This window comes from Pseudomonas sp. NPDC089408, from assembly GCF_044749445.1.
Taxonomy (GTDB): Bacteria; Pseudomonadota; Gammaproteobacteria; order Pseudomonadales; family Pseudomonadaceae; genus Aquipseudomonas.
Map to the genome: position 1 here is coordinate 216,895 of NZ_JBIVHY010000002.1, position 20,012 is coordinate 236,906.

Sequence of the window (20,012 nt, forward strand, 5' to 3'; positions counted from 1 at the left end):
CAAATCTGCGACAATCGCGCATCCTTCGAATGCCGATCATGAAAAAGCAGGCTCACCTGCATCACTAAAAAGCCCCATGACTGACCACGCCATCGACAAACTGCTGCAAAACCTCGACCACGCCATGATTGCCGACCGCCATCGCCTGCGCCGGCAACTGCACGAACTGCGCAAGCGCCCCGATGAGGCGAAGCTGGCGCAATGGGTGGAAAAGGTCCAGGCCTCCTGCGCCCAGGTTACCGCACGCCAGCAGAGCGTGCCGACCGTGCGTTACGACGACAGCCTGCCGATCGCCGCCAAGCGCGACGAAATCAAAAAGGCCCTGGCCGAACACCAGGTGCTGGTAATCGCCGGTGAAACCGGTTCGGGCAAGACCACCCAGCTGCCGAAGATCTGCCTGGAGCTGGGCCGTGGCAGCCATGGCCTGATCGCCCACACCCAGCCACGCCGCATCGCCGCGCGTAGCGTGGCGGCGCGGGTTGCCGAAGAACTGGGCACGCCGCTGGGCGGGCTGGTCGGCTACCAGGTGCGTTTCGAAGACCAGAGCGATGCCAACACCCTGGTCAAGTTGATGACCGACGGCATCCTGTTGGCCGAAACCCAACACGACCGCTTTCTCGAACGCTACGACACGATCATCGTCGACGAAGCCCACGAGCGCAGCCTGAACATCGACTTCCTGCTTGGCTACCTGAAGACCCTGCTGCACCGCCGGCCAGACCTGAAGCTGATCATCACCTCGGCGACCATCGACCTGGAGCGTTTTTCCAAGCATTTCGACGGCGCGCCGATCATCGAGGTGTCCGGGCGTACTTTCCCGGTGGAAACCTGGTACCGCCCGCTCACCAGCGAGCAGGACGAAGAAGGCAACCAGATCGAGGACGACCTCACCGTCGACCAGGCGATTCTCGCCACGCTGGATGAACTGGCCCACCACGAACGCAGTGAAGGCAAGGGCCCCGGCGATGTGCTGATCTTCCTGCCGGGCGAGCGGGAAATCCGCGATGCCGCCGAAATTCTGCGCAAGGCGCAATTGCGCCATACCGAGATCCTGCCGCTGTATGCGCGCCTGTCACCGGCCGAGCAGCAGCGCATTTTCCAGTCGCACACCGGGCGCCGGGTTATCCTGGCCACCAACGTCGCCGAAACCTCGCTGACCGTGCCCGGCATCCGCTATGTGATCGACACCGGTACCGCGCGCATCAGCCGCTACAGCTACCGCGCCAAGGTCCAGCGCTTGCCGATCGAGGCGGTGTCGCAGGCCAGCGCCAACCAGCGTAAAGGCCGTTGTGGCCGGGTCGAGCCGGGCATTTGCGTGCGCCTGTACAGCGAAGAGGACTTCAACGGCCGGCCAGCGTTTACCGACCCGGAAATCCTGCGTACCAACCTGGCGGCAGTGATCCTGCAGATGCTGCACTTGCGCCTGGGCGCGATCGATGCCTTCCCGTTCATCGAGCCGCCAGATGGCAAGGCCATCAGCGACGGCTTCAACCTGCTGCAGGAGCTGTCGGCGGTCAACCGCGAGAACCAGCTGACCCCGCTCGGCCGCCAACTGGCGCGCCTGCCGATCGACCCGCGGTTGGGCCGCATGCTGCTCGAAGGCGCCCGCCAGGGCAGCCTGCAGGAAGTGCTGATCGTGACCAGTGCGCTGTCGGTGCAAGACCCGCGCGAACGCCCGCCGGAGCGCCAGCAGGCCGCTGACCAGGCCCACGCGCAGTGGAAGGACGTGGACTCTGACTTCGCCGCGCTGGTCAACCTGTGGCGCGGCTTTGAGGAGCAGCGCCAGGCGCTGACTGCCAACCCGCTGCGCAACTGGTGCCGCAAGAACTTCCTCAACTACCTGCGCCTGCGCGAGTGGCGCGATGCCCATCGCCAGCTGGCGCTGATCTGCCGTGACCTGCAACTGACGGTGAATAAAGAACCGTCCGACTACCAGAAGATGCACAAGGCCATCCTCAGCGGCCTGCTCAGCCAGATTGGCCAGAAGACCGAAGAGGGTGACTACCAGGGCGCCCGCCAACGGCGCTTCTGGGTGCACCCGTCGTCGGGCCTGGGGCGCAAGCGCCCGCAGTGGGTGATGGCCGCCGAACTGGTCGAAACCACCAAGCTGTATGCGCGCATGGTGGCCAAGATCGAACCGGACTGGATCGAGCCGCTGGCCGGGCACCTGGTCAAGAAGAACCACTTCGAGCCGCACTGGGAGAAGAAGCGCGGGCAGGTGGTGGCCTACGAACAGATCACTCTGTACGGCCTGATCCTGGTCGGCCGCCGCCCGGTGCACTTCGGCCCGATCGACCCGGTTACCTCGCGCGAGCTGTTTATCCGCGAAGGCCTGGTCGGTGGCGAAATCCAGTCGCGGGCCAAGTGCCTGGCGGCCAACAAGCGCCTGCTGGAACAGCTCGATGAGCTGGAAGCCAAAGCGCGCCGGCGCGATATCCTGGCCGATGAAGAGACGCTGTATGCGTTCTACGAAGCGCGCCTGCCTGAAGACATTCACCAGACCGCAACCTTCGATGCCTGGTACCGCATGGGCAGCCAGAAGGATGCCAACCTGCTGATCATGCGCGAAGAAGATGTGCTGGCCCGCGAGGCCAGCGAAGTCACGGCGGCGCTGTACCCCGACAACCTGCAGGTGGGCGAGCTGCGCTTGTCGCTGACCTATCACTTCGAGCCTGGCCACCCCCGTGACGGCGTGACCGTGCGCGTTCCCGCACCGCTGTTGCCGAACTTGCCGGGCGAGCGCCTGGAGTGGCTGGTGCCGGGCTTGCTCGAAGCCAAGTGCGTGGCGCTGGTGCGTAACCTGCCCAAGGCCCTGCGCAAGAACTTTGTGCCGGTGCCGGACTTCGTCAAGGCATCGCTGGCGCGCATGACCTTTGGCCAGGGCGCGTTGCCCCAGGCCTTGGGCCAGGAATTGTTGCGCATGACCGGTGTGAGGGTGCCCGACGAGGCCTGGGCCGAGTCCGTCAACCTTGTCGAAGGCCACCTGCGCATGAACATTGAAGTGGTCGATGGCCAGGGCAAGTTCCTCGGTGAAGGTCGCGACCTGGCCGAGCTGACTGCCCGCTTTGTCGCCGCCAGCCAGGCGGCGTTGGCCGTGCCGCGCAATGCCGATGCCGAGAAACCGGTACAGGCCAAAGCCTTCAGCGAAGTGGCGCAGAGTACCCAGCAGAAGATCGCCGGCCTGTCGATGACGGTTTACCCGGCACTGGTGGACGAGAATGGCACCGTGCGCGAAGGGCGTTTCTCGACCCAGGCCGAAGCCGAGTTCCAGCACCGCCGCGCCTTGCAGCGCCTGTTGTTGCAGCAGCTGGCAGAACCGGCCAAGTTCCTGCGTGGCAAGCTGCCAGGGCTGACCGAACTGGGCCTGCTGTACCGCGAGCTGGGGCGTGTCGAAGCGCTGGTCGAGGACATCCTGCTGGCCAGCCTGGACAGCTGCATTCTTGAGGGTGAGCAGCCGTTGCCACGCGACGGCGCTGCCCTGGCCGGGTTGGCCGAGCGCAAGCGCGGCAGCTGGGCCGAGCACGCCGAGCGCCTGGCGCGGCAGACCCTGGAAGTGCTAAAGCTGTGGCATGGGCTGCAGAAGCGCTTCAAGGGCAAAATCGACCTTAGCCAGGCGGTGGCGCTGAACGACATCAAGCAGCAACTGGGCAACCTGGTGTATCCGGGCTTTGTGCGCGAAACACCGGGGGCCTGGTTCAAGGAACTGCCCCGTTACCTGAAAGCGGTGGAACTGCGCCTGGAGAAGCTTGGTTCGCAGGTGCAGAAGGACCGGGTGTGGAGCGGCGAGCTGGCCAACCTGTGGGCGCAGTACAAGGCCCGTGCCGACAAGCATGCCCAGGAGGGCAAGCGTGACGAGCAACTGACCGTGTACCGCTGGTGGCTGGAGGAATACCGCGTGTCGCTGTTTGCCCAGCAGCTGGGGACCAAGGTGCCGATTTCAGATAAAAGATTAAGCAAGCAGTGGAGTCAGGTGGAGGGCTAAACTTCCTTTATTTGTGGCACACTTCGGTGAGATTGGGGCCGCTTTGCGGCCCTTCGCGGCGGCGTCCCGGTGAACCCGCTCCTACAAGGGTCAGCAATGTCCTCGGGAGCGGCGCGCTCCTTTGTAGGAGCGGGTTTACCCGCGAACGAGGGCAAAGCCCTCGCCCCAAAATTGGCACTAAAGTGCCACTAAACCGTCATATTCCCAGCCAGCGCCCCATGGCGATGGCCTTTGACCAGAGGAACGACCGTGCATAACGTCGTCATCAGCGGCACCGGCCTGTACACCCCGGCCCAGAGCATTTCCAACGAAGAACTGGTGGCCTCCTTCAACGCTTGGTCGCAACAGTTCAACCAGGACAACGCCGCCGCCATCGAGCGCGGTGAAGTAGAAGCGGCGCCATTCTCCGATGCAGCATTCATCGAAAAGGCCTCGGGCATCAAGAGCCGCTTCGTCATGGACAAGGCCGGCATCCTCGACCCACAGCGCATGAAACCGCGCCTGCCGGAGCGCAGCAACGAGGAGCCGTCGGTGCTCTGCGAAATGGCCGTGGCCGCTGCCCGCCAGGCTCTGGAGCGCGCCGGGCGCTCCGCGGCGGATGTCGACGGGGTGATCGTCGCCTGTTCCAACCTGCAACGTCCGTACCCGGCCATCGCCATCGAAGTACAGCAGGCGCTGGGTATCCAGGGCTTTGCCTTTGACATGAACGTAGCCTGCTCGTCGGCGACTTTCGGCATCCAGACCGCTGCCAACAGCGTGGCCCTGGGCCAGGCGCGCGCGGTGCTGATGGTCAACCCCGAGGTGTGCACCGGGCACTTGAATTTCCGTGACCGTGACAGCCATTTCATCTTTGGTGATGCCGCCACTGCGGTGCTGCTGGAGCGTGCCGACAAGGCCACCTCGACGCACCAGTTCGACATCGTCAGCAGCAAGCTGTGGACCGAGTTCTCCAATAACATCCGCAATAACTTCGGCTTCCTCAACCGTGCGGCGGAAGAGGGCGAAGGCGCAGCAGACAAGCTGTTCATCCAGGAAGGCCGCAAGGTGTTCCGCGAAGTGTGCCCGAAGGTGGCCGAGCTGATCGGTGAGCACCTGCAGGAAAACGGCCTGCAACCGAGCGATGTGAAGCGTTTCTGGCTGCACCAGGCCAACCTCAGCATGAACCACCTGATCGTCAAGAAACTGCTGGGACGTGAAGTGGCCGAGCAAGATGCACCGGTGATTCTCGACCGCTATGCCAACACCAGCTCGGCGGGGTCGGTGATTGCTTTCCACCTGTATCAGGATGATCTGGCCAAAGGCTCGCTGGGGGTGTTGAGCTCGTTTGGGGCGGGGTATTCGATTGGTAGTGTGATTCTGCGCAAGCGCTGATTGTCTGGTCTGATCCGAGATAGCCGGGGCCGCTTTGCGGCCCTATCGCGACACAAGGCCGCTCCTACAGGAGAGCGCGTACCTGCAAAGGACGCATTCCCCTGTAGGAGCGGCCTTGTGTCGCGATAGGGCTGCAAAGCAGCCCCAGCTATTTCACAGGCAAAAAAAAGCGGGAAACGCCGGATGGGGTCGGCATTTCCCGCTTCAGCGTGAAGCAGAGGAGGGTGTTGCTTAGAACTTGGCTTCCAGGTCTACCTGCAGGGTGTCTACGTCAGCATTGCTGTTCGGCAGGTTGGAATAGTCGGTCTTGGCCATCAGGTAAGTTGCACCTACACCGAAGTTCTTGTCGATTTCATAGCCGACCTTGAACTTGTGACCACGGGAGCCGGTGAAGCCGGCACCGAAGTCAGAGTCGGTGAACAGGCTGACCACACCGTTACGCTGCACGTCGCGGTAGTTGTAGTCCAGGCTCCAGGCGCCAAGCTTGGTCTTCAGACCAGCCAGCCAGGCTTTGTCCTTGCCGTCGGTGCTTTCGGTGTTCTTGACGAACTGGCCGTAAGCCGACAGCGGGATGGCGAAGCCGGTGAAGTCGATCTGACCGAAGCCTTCCACCAGGTTGAACTCGTTGGTGGTGTTGCCCAGCGAGGCCAGGGCGGCCGATGCCTTGTCGTTGTCGTAGCCGTAGATACTGCCGCCCACGGTGACCTTTACGGTGTCAGCTGCGTTGAACTTGGTACCCAGCTGGCCAGCGTACAGCTGAGCGTCGTGCTTGAACTGCACGCCGTCGCCGTCGACGTTGTCTTTCAGGTTGTAGTGACCGAGGCTGCCGAATACTTCAGCTGGGCCCACGTTCATCTTGTAGGTTGCTGCCACACCTTCCGGGTTGATGTCGCTGTCCCAGATGATGTCGCCCATGCTCACCCACGGCTGGTTCATCTTGCCGCCAATCAGGTGCAGGTTGGGCACGGCAGTCGGGTGCCAGTCGAGGTAGGCCAGGTCGACCCACAGCGATTTCTTCTCGAAGTAGTTGTCCAGGCTCTGGTTGGTCGAGCGGGCATCGGCGCTGCTGCCGGTGGCGACGCGCACGCCGGCGTCCACTTGCGGGTTGATCTCGCTGTAGAAGCCGACACGGGCACGTACGCGCTCACGGTCCTGGTTGCCACTGCGGGAGATCGGGTTGTCGACGTTGACGTCTTCGTAACGCAGGCGCACATCACCCTTGATCTGGGTCTTGGCGGCCCATGCCACTTTTTGTTCGAAGGAGCTCATACGTTCGGACTGAGCTTTCTGGTCGGCCTTTTCCTTGGTTTCTTTTGCCAGGTCGCCCTGCAGTTCGTTGTACTGCGCCTGGTTGATCGAGCCGTTGGCGCGGAGCATCTCGAGCAGCTTGGCGTCGACAGCAGCACTGGCCGGGGCGCTCAGAGCCAGCATCATGCCGGTGAGGCTCACTCCGGTAAGTGTAGAAACAAGACGCATAAGGTTCTCCCTACTGAAAAAAATGGGGGAGGCTCAAGCGCCTGCCCCTGCGTTGGCATGTCTTCGGAAAGGGCCTGAATAGACAGGTTCAGGGGTTCCGGAAAACAGGCGCAAGTATTGCGGGGGCCAATGACAGATTAATGTCTAATTAGTGGCACTGTTGTTAAGTAATGGAGGATAAAAGGATCAGCCCGGCGTTCGTCATTTGAGTGTCGGGCCTTCCTTGGGGATACTGAAGGCCTCCAGACAGCGAGTCGAAAACGTGACCAGCCTGTACAGCCTTGCCCATTTGCGTGATCTTCCGGCGGCCACCTGGGACGTCATGGTGCCGATCGGCCAACCGTTCCTGCGCCATGCGTTCCTCAGTGCCATGGAGGACAGTGGCAGCGTGGCGCGCAACACCGGTTGGGCTGCCGAACACCTGGTGCTGGAGCGTGACGGCCAAGTGCGGGCGCTGTTGCCGGCCTATCGAAAGTGGCACTCGTTTGGCGAATACGTGTTTGATCATGGTTGGGCCGACGCCTGTGAACGCGCCGGCATTGCCTATTACCCCAAGCTGCTCGGTGCGGTGCCGTTCAGCCCGGTCAGCGGCCCGCGCCTGCTGGCCAGCGACCCGGCCGACGGCTTGCTGATGTTGCAGGCGTTGCCGGAGTACCTGAACACGGGCGGACTGTCTGGGGCACACATCAACTTCACCGACCCGCAGCTGGATGCGCAGATGGCCGGCTTGCCGGGCTGGATGGAACGGCTGGGCTGCCAGTTTCACTGGCGTAATCAAGGCTACCGCGACTTTCAGGACTTTCTCGACAGCCTCAGCTCGCGCAAGCGCAAGCAGATGCGCAAGGAGCGAGAGCAGGTGGCGGGGCAGGGCATCGATTTTCGCTGGTACCGCGGCGATGAACTGGACGAAGCGCAGTGGGATTTCGTCTTCCTGTGTTACGCCAACACCTATGCGGTACGCCGCCGTGCGCCTTACCTGACCCGCGAATTCTTCAGCCTGCTGGCCGAGCGCATGCCCGAGGCGGTACGCGTGGTGATGGCGCGCCAAGGTGGGCGGGATGTGGCGATGGCCTTGAGCCTGGTCGGTGGTGACAGCTTGTTTGGCCGTTACTGGGGTTGCCTGGATGAATTCGACCGGCTGCACTTCGAGACGTGTTTCTATCAGGGCATGGACTTTGCCATTGCCGAGGGCTATCAGCGTTTCGATGCCGGGGCGCAGGGTGAGCACAAGCTGATACGCGGGTTCGAGCCGGTGCTGACGCGGTCGTGGCATTACGTGTTGCACCCGGGGTTGCGGCGGGCGGTGGAGGACTTCCTGGCGCAGGAGCGTGAAGGGGTAAGGGGGTATGCCGAGGAGGCGCGGGGGATGTTGCCTTATCGGCGGGACTGAGGGATTTGTGTTAGCTGTGCTGGCCTCTTCGCGGGTAAACCCGCTCCTACATTGACCGCACAAATATGCGGTTGTGCGGTCAATGTAGGAGCGGCTTTACCCGCGAAGAGGCCGGATCAGGTCTCAGTCAACCCCGACAAACCCCCCGGTCTGGTGGTGCCACAGCCGGGCATACAACCCTTGCTGCTCCAGCAACTCACTGTGGCTGCCACTCTCGACAATCCGCCCCTTGTCCAGCACCACCAGCCGGTCCATCCGGGCAATGGTAGACAGCCGGTGGGCAATGGCGATCACTGTCTTGCCCTGCATCAGCGTCTCCAGGCTTTCCTGAATCGCCGCCTCCACCTCCGAGTCCAGCGCCGATGTGGCTTCGTCCATGATCAGGATCGGCGCATTCTTCAGCAGCACGCGGGCAATGGCGATGCGCTGGCGCTGGCCACCCGACAGTTTCACCCCACGCTCACCGACGTGGGCATCGAAACCTGTGCGGCCCTGGGCATCCGACAGTTGCGGGATGAACTCGTCAGCCCGCGCACGGCGTACGGCTTCCTGCAGCTCTGCGTCACTGGCACCTGGGCGACCGTACAGCAGGTTGTCACGGATCGAACGGTGCAGCAGTGAGGTGTCCTGGGTGATCATGCCAATCTGCGCCCGCAGGCTGGCCTGGCTGACTTCGGCAATGTCCTGGCCGTCGATCAGGATGCGCCCGCCCTGCACGTCGTACAGGCGCAGCAGCAGGTTGACCAAGGTCGACTTGCCGGCCCCGGACGGGCCGATCAGGCCGATTTTCTCGCCCGGGCGGATGTCCAGGTTCAGCCCTTCGATGATGTTGGCAGCCTTGCCGTAATGGAAGTCTACATCATCGAAACGCACCGCACCGCGGCTTACCTTGAGTGTCGGGGCATTGGGCGGGTCGGTGACGGTGACCGGCTGGGCGATGGTCTGCAGGCCGTCCTGGACCATGCCGATGTTCTCGAAGATGCCGTTGACCACCCACATGATCCAGCCCGACATGTTGACGATGCGGATCACCAGGCCGGTGGCCAGGGCGATGGCGCCGACGGTGATCAGCGACTGGCTCCACAGCCACAGCGCCAGGCCGGTGGTAGTGACCACCAGCAGGCCGTTAAGGGTGGTGATGACCACGTCCATGCTGGTGACCACCCGCGACGCCAGCTGGGTTTTCTCGGTCTGTTCGCGGATCGCTTCGCGGGCGTACTGCTGCTCGTAGTCGGTGTGGGCGAACAGCTTCAGGGTGGCGATGTTGGTGTAGCCATCGACGATACGCCCCATCAGCTTGGAACGGGCGTCGGAAGAGATCACCGAGCGTTCCTTCACCCGCGGCACGAAGTAGAACAGTGCGGCGATGTAGCCGACGATCCACACCAGCAGCGGCAGCATCAGGCGCCAGTCGGCCTCGGCGAACAGCACCAGCGAGGTGATGGCGTAGATCAGTACGTGCCATAGCGCGTCCACCGCCTGCACGGCAGAATCACGCAGCGAGTTGCCGGTCTGCATGATGCGCTGGGCGATACGCCCGGCAAAGTCGCTCTGGAAGAAGTTCAGGCTCTGCTTGAGCACGTAGGTGTGGTTCTGCCAGCGGATCAGGCTGGTCATGCCGGGGTTGATGGTCTGATGCACCAGCAGGTCGTGCAGGCCGAAGAACACGGGGCGCAGCAGCAGGATCACCACCAGCATCCAGATCAGCTCGCCGCTGTGCTCGCTGAAAAAGTTGGCGTTGGGCGTGCCCTGGGCCAGGTCGATGATGCGGCTGAGGTAGCTGAACATCGCCACCTCGATCAGCGAGGCGAACAGGCCGACTACCAGCAAGGCGAGAAAGCTGGGCCATACCTGGCGCAGGTAATACAGGTAGAACGGCCACACGGTGGTGGGTGGCGATTCAGTGGGTGCTTCGCGAAAGATATCGATCAGCTGTTCAAAACGACGGTACAGCATGGGTAACGACACTCCTGTTCCATCCGGCCCTCAGGCGGTTGCACGTCCCTGTGCAGCCTGCGGTCAGTCGATGCGTTTGGCCGACTTGATGTACACCGGGTCGGCCGGTACATCACGCATGCCTTTCTTGGTGGTGGTTGGCGAGTTGACGATCTGGTCGACCACCTCCATGCCCTTGGTCACTTTGCCGAACACGGCATAGCCACGGTCACGCCCCGGGTTGAGGAAGTCGTTGTCGGCCACGTTGATGAAGAACTGGCTGGTGGCCGAGTTCGGGTCCGAGGTGCGCGCCATCGACAAGGTGCCACGGGTGTTCAACAGGCCGTTGCTGGCTTCGTTCTTGATCGGGTCCTTGGTGTCTTTCTGCACCATCTGGTCAGTGAAGCCGCCGCCCTGAACCATGAAACCCGGGATTACCCGGTGGAAGATGGTGTTGTTGTAGAAACCGCTGTCGACGTATTGCAGGAAGTTCTTGGTGCTGAGCGGCGCCTTCTCGGCATTCAGTTCGATTTCGACCTGGCCGAAGCTGGTGTCCAGCACAACGTGCGGGGTCTTGTCGGAGGCCATGACGCTGGTGGCGAAAGCGACCGAGCAGGCGGTGAGCAGGAGTTTTTTCAGCATGGGCTCAAAGATCCTTGAGAGGTGGAAGCGGCTGCGAGGAATTGCAGCAGGGTCTGGTTAAAGACCTCGGGTTGATCGAGGGGCGTAGCGTGCCGCGAATCGTCGACGACGACCAGCCTGGCGTTGGGCATCAGGGCGACGTAGTGCTGTTTCAGTTGTATCGGGGTGTAATCGTGGTCGGCGGCAATGATGAGGGTAGGACAGTGAATCTGGCCAATGCGTTCCTGCACGCCCCAGTCGACGATGGCGTCGAAACTCTTCAGGTAGGCGCGCTTGTCGTTGCGCGCCCAACGCTGGGCCATCTTCTGCCGCAGGTCGGCTTGCCCGGGTTTGGGGAACAGCCGTTCGGCCAGCCCCTTGCCGACGGTTTCGACACTGAGGATACGCGCCAGGCCCCAGCGCTTGAGCCACCACAGCCAGTCACTGCGGGTACGGCGCTTGACCTCGGGGGCGCTGTTGACGATGCACAGGCTGCGCAGCCACTGCGGGTGGTCGACGGCAAACTGGAAGCCGATCATGCCGCCCATGGACAGGCCGACGAAATGCACCGGGCCGGTGTGCAGGTGTTCGAGCAGGGCCAGCAGGTCGGCACTGAAGGTGGCGATCTGGTAACCGTCACGCGGCTTGTCGGAGCGTCCGTGGCCGCGAATGTCCATGAGGATCACCCGGTAGTGCTGGCTCAGCAGCGGCACCTGCAGCTCCCAGTCCTGGCAGCTGGAGCCCAGCCCGTGCAGCAGCACCAGCGGTTCGCCCTGGCCATATTCCTGGTAATGCAGTGCGCATCCTTCGTGTTCGAAATAGGCCATGGGCGCGGTCCTCTCAGGCTTGTGGGGGGGCTGCGAAGGGCACGTCCAGTGGCGCGGTGTCGAAATTGCGCAGCAGGTCGATGAGAATCTGCGTAGCCGGGCCCAGGGTCTTCTCTTTACTCGAATAAAGGTAGAACAGTGGGTGGCGGCTGCCACCCTGGTCCAGCGGCAATGGCTTGAGCACGCCTTCGCGCAGTTCGCGTTCGATCATGTGCCGGGGCAGCCAGGCAAAGCCCAGGCCGCTGCTGACGAACGTAGCGGCGGTGCCCAGGCTGCCGACGGTCCAGCGCTGCTCTGCACCCAGCCAGCCGACGTCGCGAGGCTGTGCGCGGCCAGAGTCGCGAATCACCACCTGCAACTGGCTTTCCAGGTCCTGGAAGGTCAGTTCACGGCCCAGGCGGTGCAGGCTGTGTTCGGGGTGGGCGACGGCGACGAACTCCACCGCGCTCAGCTCGGCGCCCAGGTAACCGCCGATGCTGTAGCTGCTGATGGCCAGGTCGGCGATGCCTTCGTGCATCACTTCTTCCACGCCAGACAGCACTTCTTCACGCAGGCGCACCCGGCAGCCGCGGCTTTGCGGCATGAACGCGGCCAGGGCGCGCACCAGGCGGGCACTGGGGTAGGCGGCATCGACCACCAGACGCACTTCGGCCTCCCAGCCCTGCTCCATGTGGTGGGCGAGGTCTTCAAGCTGGCTGGCCTGCTTGACCAGGTGGCGCGAGCGGCGCAGCAGCACGTTGCCGGCCTCGGTCAGCACCGCCTTGCGGCCGTCGATGCGCAACAGTGGCACGCCCAGTTGCTCCTGCATGCGCGCCACGGTGTAGCTGACCGAAGACTGCGAACGGTGCAAGGCCTCGGCAGCCTGGGCAAACCCGCCGTGATCGACCACTGCTTGCAGGGTTCGCCACTGGTCTAGGGTTACGCGCGGCGCTTTCATCTTTCGCTCCTGTTGTCCTAAGCTGCGCTCTTTGCACGGAGCGCGGCCCATGAAGAAATGTTGTGCGGCAATACTGATGTGCCTGCCCCTCGGGGCCATGGCTTACCCCATCGATGTGGAGAAGGCGCTGACCGGGGTCAAGCTCGACTACACAGCCTACGACACCGCCTACGACATTGGCGCCATCACCCTCAACAACTATGGGCAAGTGCCGGCGGCGTGCAAAGTGACGTTTCGCAACGGCCCGGAAGCACCGCGGGTGCGCCGGGTGAACGTTCCGGCCGGTAAAAGCGTAGATGTCACTGCCAAATTCAACCGGCAGATCATCAAACTGCGAATCGCCTTGAACTGCAGTGCCGAATAAACCGATTAATCGATAGATTGAACCCACTTTTTACGCTTTTTTATCGATAGGTCAACATTTAATCTTCCCTCCATCGAATCGCAACCCTTTTTGCCGATGGAGGCACCCCATGTCCCGCGTACTGATCATCGAAAGCAGCGCCCGCCAGCAGGATTCCGTTTCCCGTCAGCTGACCAAAGACTTCATCCAGCAATGGCAGGCCGCCCACCCGGCCGATCAGATCACCGTACGCGACCTGGCGGTAAGCCCGGTGCCACACCTGGATGCCAACCTGCTGGGTGGCTGGATGAAGCCTGAAGAACAGCGCAGCGCCGCCGAACTGGAGGCCCTGGCCCGTTCCAACGAACTGACTGATGAATTGCTGGCTGCCGACGTGCTGGTGATGGCTGCACCGATGTACAACTTCACCATCCCGAGCACCCTGAAAGCCTGGCTGGACCACGTGCTGCGCGCCGGCATCACCTTCAAGTACACCCCGACCGGCCCCCAAGGCCTGCTGACCGGCAAGCGCGCCATCGTGCTGACTGCCCGCGGCGGCATCCATGCCGGCGCCAGCAGCGACCACCAGGAACCCTACCTGCGCCAGGTCATGGCCTTTATCGGCATTCACGATGTCGACTTCATTCATGCCGAAGGCCTGAACATGAGCGGCGAGTTCCACGAGAAAGGCGTCAACCAGGCCAAGGCCAAACTGGCGGCGGTGGCCTGAGGTTTAACGAATTCCCAACCCTGACACCTGGTTTTGCTCCTTTGGGTGTACCTGCCCGGTCCGTATGACCGGGCTTTTTTATGCCCGCAGGCCGCCGCGATCTGCTCTGTGTAGGAGCGGCCTTGCGTCGCGAAAGGGGTGCGAAGCGCCCCCAGGATTTCAGCTTCGCCGCAGATATCGCCGGGGCCGCTCTGCGGCCCTTTCGCGACACAAGGCCGCTCCTACACTGACGGCATTCCCACCCGACCTTACATTCCTCATGGTTGAACTCATTTACCGCAACCCGCTAAGGTCGCGGCCTTGATTCACGAGAGGCAACCATGGGCTACCTGATAATCGTCGCGCTGATCCAGGCGTTTTCCTTCAGCCTGATCGGCGAGTACCTGGCCGGGCACGTAGATAGCTACTTCGCCGTGCTCGCCCGCGTGCTGCTGGCCGGCCTGGTGTTCCTGCCGCTGACCCGCTGGCGCCAGGTCGAGCCGCGCTTCATGCGCTCGATGCTGCTGATCGGCGCACTGCAGTACGGCATCACCTACGTCTGCCTGTATTTGAGCTTCCGTGTGCTCACCGTGCCGGAAGTGCTGCTGTTCACCATCCTTACGCCCTTGCATGTAACGCTGATCGAAGACGCCATGAACCGGCGCTTCAACCCGTGGGCATTGCTGGCCGCGCTGGTGGCCGTGGCCGGCGCTGCGGTAATCCGCTTCGACAGCATCAGCGGCGAGTTCTTCATCGGTTTCCTGCTGCTGCAACTGGCCAACTTCACCTACGCCGCCGGCCAGGTGCTGTACCGCCACCTGGTCGCACGCAACCCCAGCGACCTGCCGCACTACGCCCGTTTTGGTTACTTCTACCTTGGCGCCTTGCTGGTGGTGCTGCCGGCCTTCCTGCTGTTCGGCAATGCCCAGCACCTGCCGAGTACCGACGTGCAATGGCTGGTGCTGCTGTTCCTCGGCCTGTGCCCGACGGCGCTGGGCCTGTACTGGTGGAACAAGGGCGCGTGCCTGGTATCTGGCGGCACCTTGGCGGTGATGAACAACCTGCATGTACCGGTGGGGTTGCTGCTGAACCTGCTGATCTGGAACCAGCACGAGCCGCTGGGGCGGCTGTTCATCGGCGGTGCGATCATTCTTGCCTCGGTATGGCTGAGCCGCTTGGGTGGCCGCGCGCAGACGCCGTTGGCCGGCAAGGCCTGACGTGCACACCATCTTCGTCATCGTGGCGCCGATCTTCGCCCTGATCCTGGTCGGCTACCTGTGCCGCAAGACCAACAAGCTAGGCGACAAGGCCGCTGCCGAGATCAACAAGATGGTGGTCTGGCTGTGCCTGCCGGCGTTGCTGTTCAAGGTGACCGCCACGGCCACCTGGAGCGAGATCTGGCACCCCGGCTTCATCGTTGCCTTTGGCGCGGGTGCCCTGGCCATGTTCGTGGTCACGCTGCTGTGGCGCCTGTACAGCGGCCACGGCCTGGTCGCGGCGAGCATCGACGGGCTCAGTGCGGGTTACGCCAACACCGGCTATATCGGCATCCCGCTGTGCCTGCTGTTGTTCGGCCAGGCGGGGTTGCAGCCGGCGTTGATCTCGTCGTTGATCGTGGTATGCCTGGTGTTTGCCATCTCGCTGACACTGATCGAGTTCGGGCTACAGGCGGAGCGGCACATTGGTCGCGCCATCTTGCTGGTCAGCAAGGCGCTGGCCAAGAACCCGTTGGTGATTTCGCCACTGGCGGGCGCTGCCTGGGCGGTATCTGGCTTGGGTCTGGCGGAACCGGTCATGCACTTTCTGGACATGCTGGCGCTGGCGACCACGCCTTGTGCGTTGATATCGCTGGGCGCATTTCTGGCTGAAAAACGTACAGGGTCGCAGGCCAGCCCGTGGCCGTTGGTGGCCTTGAAGTTGGTAGGGCAGCCAGCGCTGACCTGGGTGCTGGCGTTCAAGGTGTTCAGCCTGCCGACCATGTGGGCGGCCTCGGCAGTGCTGCTGGCCGCGTTGCCGACCGGCACCGGGCCGTTCATGCTGGCGGAGTACTATAACCGCGAGGCGGGGCTGATTTCGCGGACCATCCTGTTGTCGACCGTGGCTTCGCTGCTGACCTTGACCGGCTTGTTGTACCTGCTGGGGTATGCGGGGTAGTGGCCGTTGGAGTATGAGAGCGCGGCGCAGGCTGTGATAATGGGCGCAATCACAAGGGCCATGTCATGCTGACCATCTCCAATACGGTGCATCTGCCGGATGCCGACATCGAACTGACCTACATCCGCGCACAAGGCGCGGGCGGGCAGAACGTCAACAAGGTGTCCAGCGCCGTGCACCTGCGCTTCGACATCCCGGCCTCATCGCTGCCCGAGTTTTACAAGGAGCGGCTGCTGGCGCTGCGTGACAGTCGCATCACCGGCGACGGCGTGCTGATCATCAAGGCGCAGCAGTACCGCACCCAGGAACAGAACCGCGCTGACGCCCTGGCGCGCCTCGCCGAATTGATCATCGCTGCCGGCAAGACCGAAAAGAAACGCCGCCCCACCAAGCCCACTCTCGGCTCGAAGACCCGCCGCCTTGAGGGGAAGGCCAGGCGCAGCACGGTCAAGGCGGGGCGGGGCAAGGTGGATTTCTAATACAAGCAGTTCCCTACAATACTGCGCAGGTCTCGAATTGTGCGCGAAACCTTGTAGGAGCGGCCTTGTGTCGCGATGGGCTGCGCAGCAGCCCCGGCAATCTCAAGCCTCGCTCATCTCTTCCTGCCGACGCGGCACAGGCTCTTGCGCCACACGCCCGCTCAACCCCACCCGCATATCATTGCCACTCGGCTGCTGATACAGGCTCAAGCCAAACTCCGGCAACACCGCCAGCAGGTAATCGAAGATATCCCCCTGAATCCGCTCATAGTCCGCCCACACGGTGGTGGTGGTAAAGCAGTAGATCTCCAGCGGCACACCCTCGGCCGTGGTCTGCATCTGCCGCACCATGCAGGTCATGTTCGGGTGTACGTTGGGGTGGTTCTTCAGGTAGGCCAGGGCAAACGCGCGGAAGGTGCCGATATTGGTCAGCTTACGGCGGTTGGCCGACAGCTCGGCCACCGGGCCCAGTGCCTCGTTCCAGTTCTGCAGTTCCTGGCGCTTGCCGGCCAGGTAATCGCCCAGCAGGCTCACCTGGGTCAGGCGCTGCTCTTCTTCGCGAGTAAGGAAACGCACACCGGCGGCGTCGATGAACAGGCTGCGCTTGATCCTTCGGCCACCGGACTGCTGCATGCCGCGGTAGTTGCGGAACGACTCGCTCATCAGGCGCCAGGTGGGGATCGAGACAATCGTCTTATCAAAATTCTGTACTTTTACGGTGTGCAGGGTGATGTCCACCACGTCGCCATCGGCGCCTACCTGCGGCATTTCGATCCAGTCACCCACATGCAGCATGTCGTTGCTGGTCAGCTGCACGCTGGCAACGAACGACAGCAGGGTGTCCTTGTATACCAACAACAGTACCGCCGACATGGCACCCAGGCCGGACAGCAGCAACAGTGGCGAGCGGTCGATCAGGGTGGCGACGATAACGATGGAAGCAAAGATCCACAGCATCATCTTGGCCAGCTGCACGTAGCCCTTGATCGAGCGGGTGCGGGCGTGTTCGGTGCGGGCATAGATGTCGAGCAGGGCGTCCAGCAGGCACGACAGCGCCATGGTCATGAACAGCAGGGTAAAGGCCAGGGCGACGTTGCCGAGGAAATGCTGGGCGGTTTCGGACAGTTCCGGCACCAGTTTCAGGCCAAATTGCAGCACCAGTGACGGCGTGGTTTGCGCCAGGCGGTGGAACACCTTGTTGTGGCGTAGGTCGTCCAGCCACTTCAGCGCCGGTTGGCGGGCCAACAGGCGCGCGCCGTGCAGCATCAGGAAGCGCGCCAGGCGGCCGACTACCAGGGAAACAAGCAGCAGCACCGCCAGGCCGATGGCCGCGTGCAGCATGGGGTGTTGGTCGAGGGTGCCCCACAGGTCGAGGGAGTCACGCCAGATTCGTTGGATATCCATGGGCTTGGGTACAGTCTTTTTGCGAAACGAAGCGCCATTAGAACGCGGATGGCGACGAAGTTGCCAAAAGAAATTCGGCTAAGGCGGCAGAAAACGTTACCCTATGCAACTGAATTTCCCGCACTTGTCTGAGGTTACCTCCGTGTTCTCCCAATTCGCCCTGCATGAACGCCTGCTTAAAGCCGTGGCCGAGCTTAAATTTGTCGAGCCAACCCCGGTGCAGGCCGCGGCCATCCCCCTGGCCCTGCAAGGGCGTGACCTGCGCGTGACTGCGCAGACTGGCAGCGGCAAGACTGCAGCCTTCGTGCTGCCGCTGCTCAACCGCCTGGTCGACCTGAAAGGCGGGCGTGTCGAGATCCGCTCGCTGATCCTGCTGCCGACCCGCGAGCTGGCCCAGCAGACCCTCAAGCAAGTGCAGCTGTTCTCGCAGTTCACCTATATCAAGGCGGGCCTGGTCACCGGTGGTGAAGACTTCAAGGAACAGGCCGCGATGCTGCGCAAGGTGCCGGACGTGCTGATCGGCACGCCGGGCCGCCTGCTGGAGCAACTGAATGCCGGCAACCTCGACCTGTCCCACGTGCAGGTACTGATTCTCGACGAAGCCGACCGCATGCTGGACATGGGCTTTGCCGAAGACATGGAGCGCCTGTGCAAGGAGTGCGAGAACCGCGAACAGACCCTGCTGTTCTCCGCCACCACGGGTGGTGCGGCCCTGCGCGACATCATTGGCAAGGTGCTGAAAGACCCTGAGCACCTGATGCTCAACAGCGTCTCGCAACTGGCTGAAGGCACCCGCCAGCAGGTCGTCATGGCCGACCACGACCAGCACAAAGAGCAGATCGTGCAGTGGCTGCTGGCCAACGAAACCTTCGACAAGGCGATCATCTTTACTAACACCCGCGCCCTGGCCGACCGTATCTACGGCCACCTGGTGGCCAAGGACGTGAAAGCCTTCGTGCTGCACGGCGAGAAGGACCAGAAAGACCGCAAGCTGGCCATCGAGCGCTTCAAGCAAGGCAGCTCCAAGGTGCTGGTGGCCACCGACGTGGCCGCCCGTGGCCTGGACATCGACGGCCTCGACCTGGTGATCAACTTCGACATGCCGCGCAGCGGCGACGAGTACGTGCACCGCGTGGGCCGTACCGGGCGTGCCGGTGGCGAAGGCCTGGCGATTTCGTTGATCACCCACAACGACTGGAACCTGATGTCGAGCATCGAACGCTACCTCAAGCAGCAGTTCGAGCGCCGGGTAATCAAGGAAGTGAAGGGTACCTACAGCGGGCCGAAGAAGGTCAAGGCTTCGGGCAAGGCGGCTGGCAGCAAGAAGAAAAAGGTCGAGAAGAAGTCCGGCGACAAGAAGACCGCGGCCAAGCGCAAGCCTACCGCCAAGCCGAGGGCCAACGCGCCACTGGCTAGCGCCGACGGTTTGGCACCGCTGAAGAAGCGCAAGCCTGCTGCTGAGTAATCAGCCTCTGGCAGGCTGACGCACTCCCTGTAGGAGCGGCCTTGTGTCGCGAAAGGGCTGCGGAGCAGCCCCATGATTTTGGCGCAAATGCACAAATTGCTGGGGCCGCTTTGCGGCCCTTTCGCGACACAAGGCCGCTCCTACAGGGGCGCGCGTCAGCGGGAAGCATCTCACTCAGCCTTCTTCTCCGCCTGCTTCAACTCCTTGATCCGCTGGTCAATCAGCTGACACTTGTCGGGCAAGTCCTTGCTCGCCGTCCCCAGGTCCATCCCCTGAAGCTCGTCATTGATCTCCTTGGCCTTCTGCGGGTTCTGCTCGGTCAACTGGGTAACCAACCCGGCCAGCTCTTCACGTTTCTGCGTCGCTTCTTCGGGTGTGCAGGCCCAGACGGGCAGGGCGCAGAGCAGGGCGGTGGCGCAGGCAATGGGTAGCAGCGGTTTCATCCTTTCTACCTCCAGCGGTGACTATGCGCGGTGGAGGGCTTTGGGTGCAGCAAAGTTCACGGCTTGCGACCGATGGCGGAGCCTGATAATCAGCCTGAGATATGGGGGCGCGCTGTCATGTCTATTCCCAGTGCTTTCATCACGGTCAGGAACGATTTAAGGGTCGGGTTGCCATGCTCGCTGAAAGACCGGTAAAGCTGTTCCCGAGACAGGCCGGTTTCTTTCGCCAGCTCGCTCATGCCTTTCGCTCGTGCTACCACGCCGACAGCATTGGCGACATAGCTGGCATCCCCGGTCTCAAGGGCGTCGGTCATGAACACAGCTATTGCTTCGGGAGTAGTGAGGTATTCGGCGGGATCAAATTCAGAGAAGGTTTCAGTCATTTTGCATCCTCCACGAACGCAGTGCCTGGTGGGCTGCTTGAAGTTTAGTTGTCGTGTGTAGTTTATAAACTACAGGTAACGAGCCAGCAAATG

The 20,012-nt window shown here is 62.5% G+C and carries 17 protein-coding genes; 9 read left to right on the plus strand and 8 right to left on the minus strand.

Going from position 1 to position 20,012, the window contains the following annotated elements; translation table 11 throughout:
- Positions 1-76 precede the first annotated feature (76 nt).
- Both hrpA and ACIP02_RS04340 read left to right on the plus strand, forming a co-directional pair.
- Positions 77-3,982, plus strand: coding sequence for an ATP-dependent RNA helicase HrpA (hrpA, locus tag ACIP02_RS04335; RefSeq protein ID WP_400613587.1), 3,906 nt, complete (start codon positions 77-79; stop codon positions 3,980-3,982).
- Between the two features lie 249 nt (positions 3,983-4,231).
- A complete protein-coding gene (locus tag ACIP02_RS04340; RefSeq protein WP_400613589.1) occupies positions 4,232-5,353 on the plus strand; it encodes a beta-ketoacyl-ACP synthase III in 1,122 nt (373 codons plus the stop codon).
- A 231-nt stretch (positions 5,354-5,584) separates the two neighbouring features.
- On the opposite strand, the gene ACIP02_RS04345 is transcribed toward ACIP02_RS04340, so the two are convergent.
- On the minus strand, positions 5,585-6,829 hold the full coding sequence (locus tag ACIP02_RS04345; protein WP_400613591.1) for a putative porin: 1,245 nt from the start codon (positions 6,827-6,829) through the stop codon (positions 5,585-5,587).
- A gap of 262 nt (positions 6,830-7,091) precedes the next feature.
- On the opposite strand from ACIP02_RS04345, the gene ACIP02_RS04350 reads away from it, so the two are divergent.
- Entirely contained in the window at positions 7,092-8,219 is a 1,128-nt protein-coding gene (locus ACIP02_RS04350; RefSeq protein WP_400613593.1) for a GNAT family N-acetyltransferase, read from the plus strand.
- Between the two features lie 123 nt (positions 8,220-8,342).
- Here ACIP02_RS04350 and ACIP02_RS04355 read toward each other — a convergent pair whose 3' ends face one another.
- The 4 genes from ACIP02_RS04355 to ACIP02_RS04370 all read right to left on the minus strand — a co-directional run bounded on the left by ACIP02_RS04355 (position 8,343) and on the right by ACIP02_RS04370 (position 12,539).
- Entirely contained in the window at positions 8,343-10,175 is a 1,833-nt protein-coding gene (locus ACIP02_RS04355; protein ID WP_400613595.1) for an ABC transporter ATP-binding protein, read from the minus strand.
- Between the two features lie 63 nt (positions 10,176-10,238).
- Positions 10,239-10,796: a peptidylprolyl isomerase gene (locus ACIP02_RS04360; protein WP_400613597.1), complete on the minus strand. Its 558-nt coding sequence runs from the start codon at positions 10,794-10,796 to the stop codon at positions 10,239-10,241.
- Positions 10,790-11,602, minus strand: coding sequence for an alpha/beta fold hydrolase (locus tag ACIP02_RS04365; protein WP_400613599.1), 813 nt, complete (start codon positions 11,600-11,602; stop codon positions 10,790-10,792). The genes ACIP02_RS04360 and ACIP02_RS04365 overlap by 7 nt, the downstream gene beginning before the upstream one ends.
- A gap of 13 nt (positions 11,603-11,615) precedes the next feature.
- Complete coding sequence (locus tag ACIP02_RS04370; protein WP_012273620.1) at positions 11,616-12,539, minus strand: LysR family transcriptional regulator; 924 nt, start codon at positions 12,537-12,539, stop codon at positions 11,616-11,618.
- Positions 12,540-12,588: 49 nt separating this feature from the next.
- On the opposite strand from ACIP02_RS04370, the gene ACIP02_RS04375 reads away from it, so the two are divergent.
- The 5 genes from ACIP02_RS04375 (at position 12,589) to arfB (ending at position 16,224) form a co-directional block, all read left to right on the plus strand.
- Positions 12,589-12,903, plus strand: a complete 315-nt coding sequence (locus ACIP02_RS04375; protein WP_400613600.1) for a 3-phosphoglycerate kinase — start codon at positions 12,589-12,591, stop codon at positions 12,901-12,903.
- A 109-nt stretch (positions 12,904-13,012) separates the two neighbouring features.
- Positions 13,013-13,612, plus strand: a complete 600-nt coding sequence (locus ACIP02_RS04380; protein WP_003254608.1) for an FMN-dependent NADH-azoreductase — start codon at positions 13,013-13,015, stop codon at positions 13,610-13,612.
- 320 nt (positions 13,613-13,932) lie between these two features.
- Positions 13,933-14,808 carry a carboxylate/amino acid/amine transporter gene (locus ACIP02_RS04385; RefSeq protein WP_400613601.1) on the plus strand — a complete coding sequence of 292 codons (876 nt, stop codon included), beginning with the start codon at positions 13,933-13,935 and terminating at the stop codon, positions 14,806-14,808.
- Position 14,809: 1 nt separating this feature from the next.
- The gene (locus tag ACIP02_RS04390; RefSeq protein WP_400613603.1) at positions 14,810-15,745 is read left to right on the plus strand and encodes an AEC family transporter; all 936 of its coding nucleotides are present in this window, start codon (positions 14,810-14,812) and stop codon (positions 15,743-15,745) included.
- A gap of 65 nt (positions 15,746-15,810) precedes the next feature.
- Entirely contained in the window at positions 15,811-16,224 is a 414-nt protein-coding gene (gene arfB / locus ACIP02_RS04395; RefSeq protein ID WP_400613605.1) for an alternative ribosome rescue aminoacyl-tRNA hydrolase ArfB, read from the plus strand.
- 102 nt (positions 16,225-16,326) lie between these two features.
- On the opposite strand, the gene ACIP02_RS04400 is transcribed toward arfB, so the two are convergent.
- Entirely contained in the window at positions 16,327-17,628 is a 1,302-nt protein-coding gene (locus ACIP02_RS04400; protein ID WP_400613607.1) for a mechanosensitive ion channel family protein, read from the minus strand.
- A gap of 103 nt (positions 17,629-17,731) precedes the next feature.
- Between ACIP02_RS04400 and ACIP02_RS04405 the strand changes: the two genes are divergently transcribed.
- On the plus strand, positions 17,732-19,093 hold the full coding sequence (locus tag ACIP02_RS04405) for a DEAD/DEAH box helicase (protein ID WP_400613609.1): 1,362 nt from the start codon (positions 17,732-17,734) through the stop codon (positions 19,091-19,093).
- 170 nt (positions 19,094-19,263) lie between these two features.
- On the opposite strand, the gene ACIP02_RS04410 is transcribed toward ACIP02_RS04405, so the two are convergent.
- Together ACIP02_RS04410 and ACIP02_RS04415 are read right to left on the minus strand one after the other, a co-directional pair.
- Complete coding sequence (locus tag ACIP02_RS04410) at positions 19,264-19,536, minus strand: hypothetical protein (protein ID WP_400613611.1); 273 nt, start codon at positions 19,534-19,536, stop codon at positions 19,264-19,266.
- 89 nt (positions 19,537-19,625) lie between these two features.
- The gene (locus tag ACIP02_RS04415; RefSeq protein ID WP_400613613.1) at positions 19,626-19,919 is read right to left on the minus strand and encodes an addiction module antidote protein; all 294 of its coding nucleotides are present in this window, start codon (positions 19,917-19,919) and stop codon (positions 19,626-19,628) included.
- Positions 19,920-20,012 lie beyond the last annotated feature (93 nt).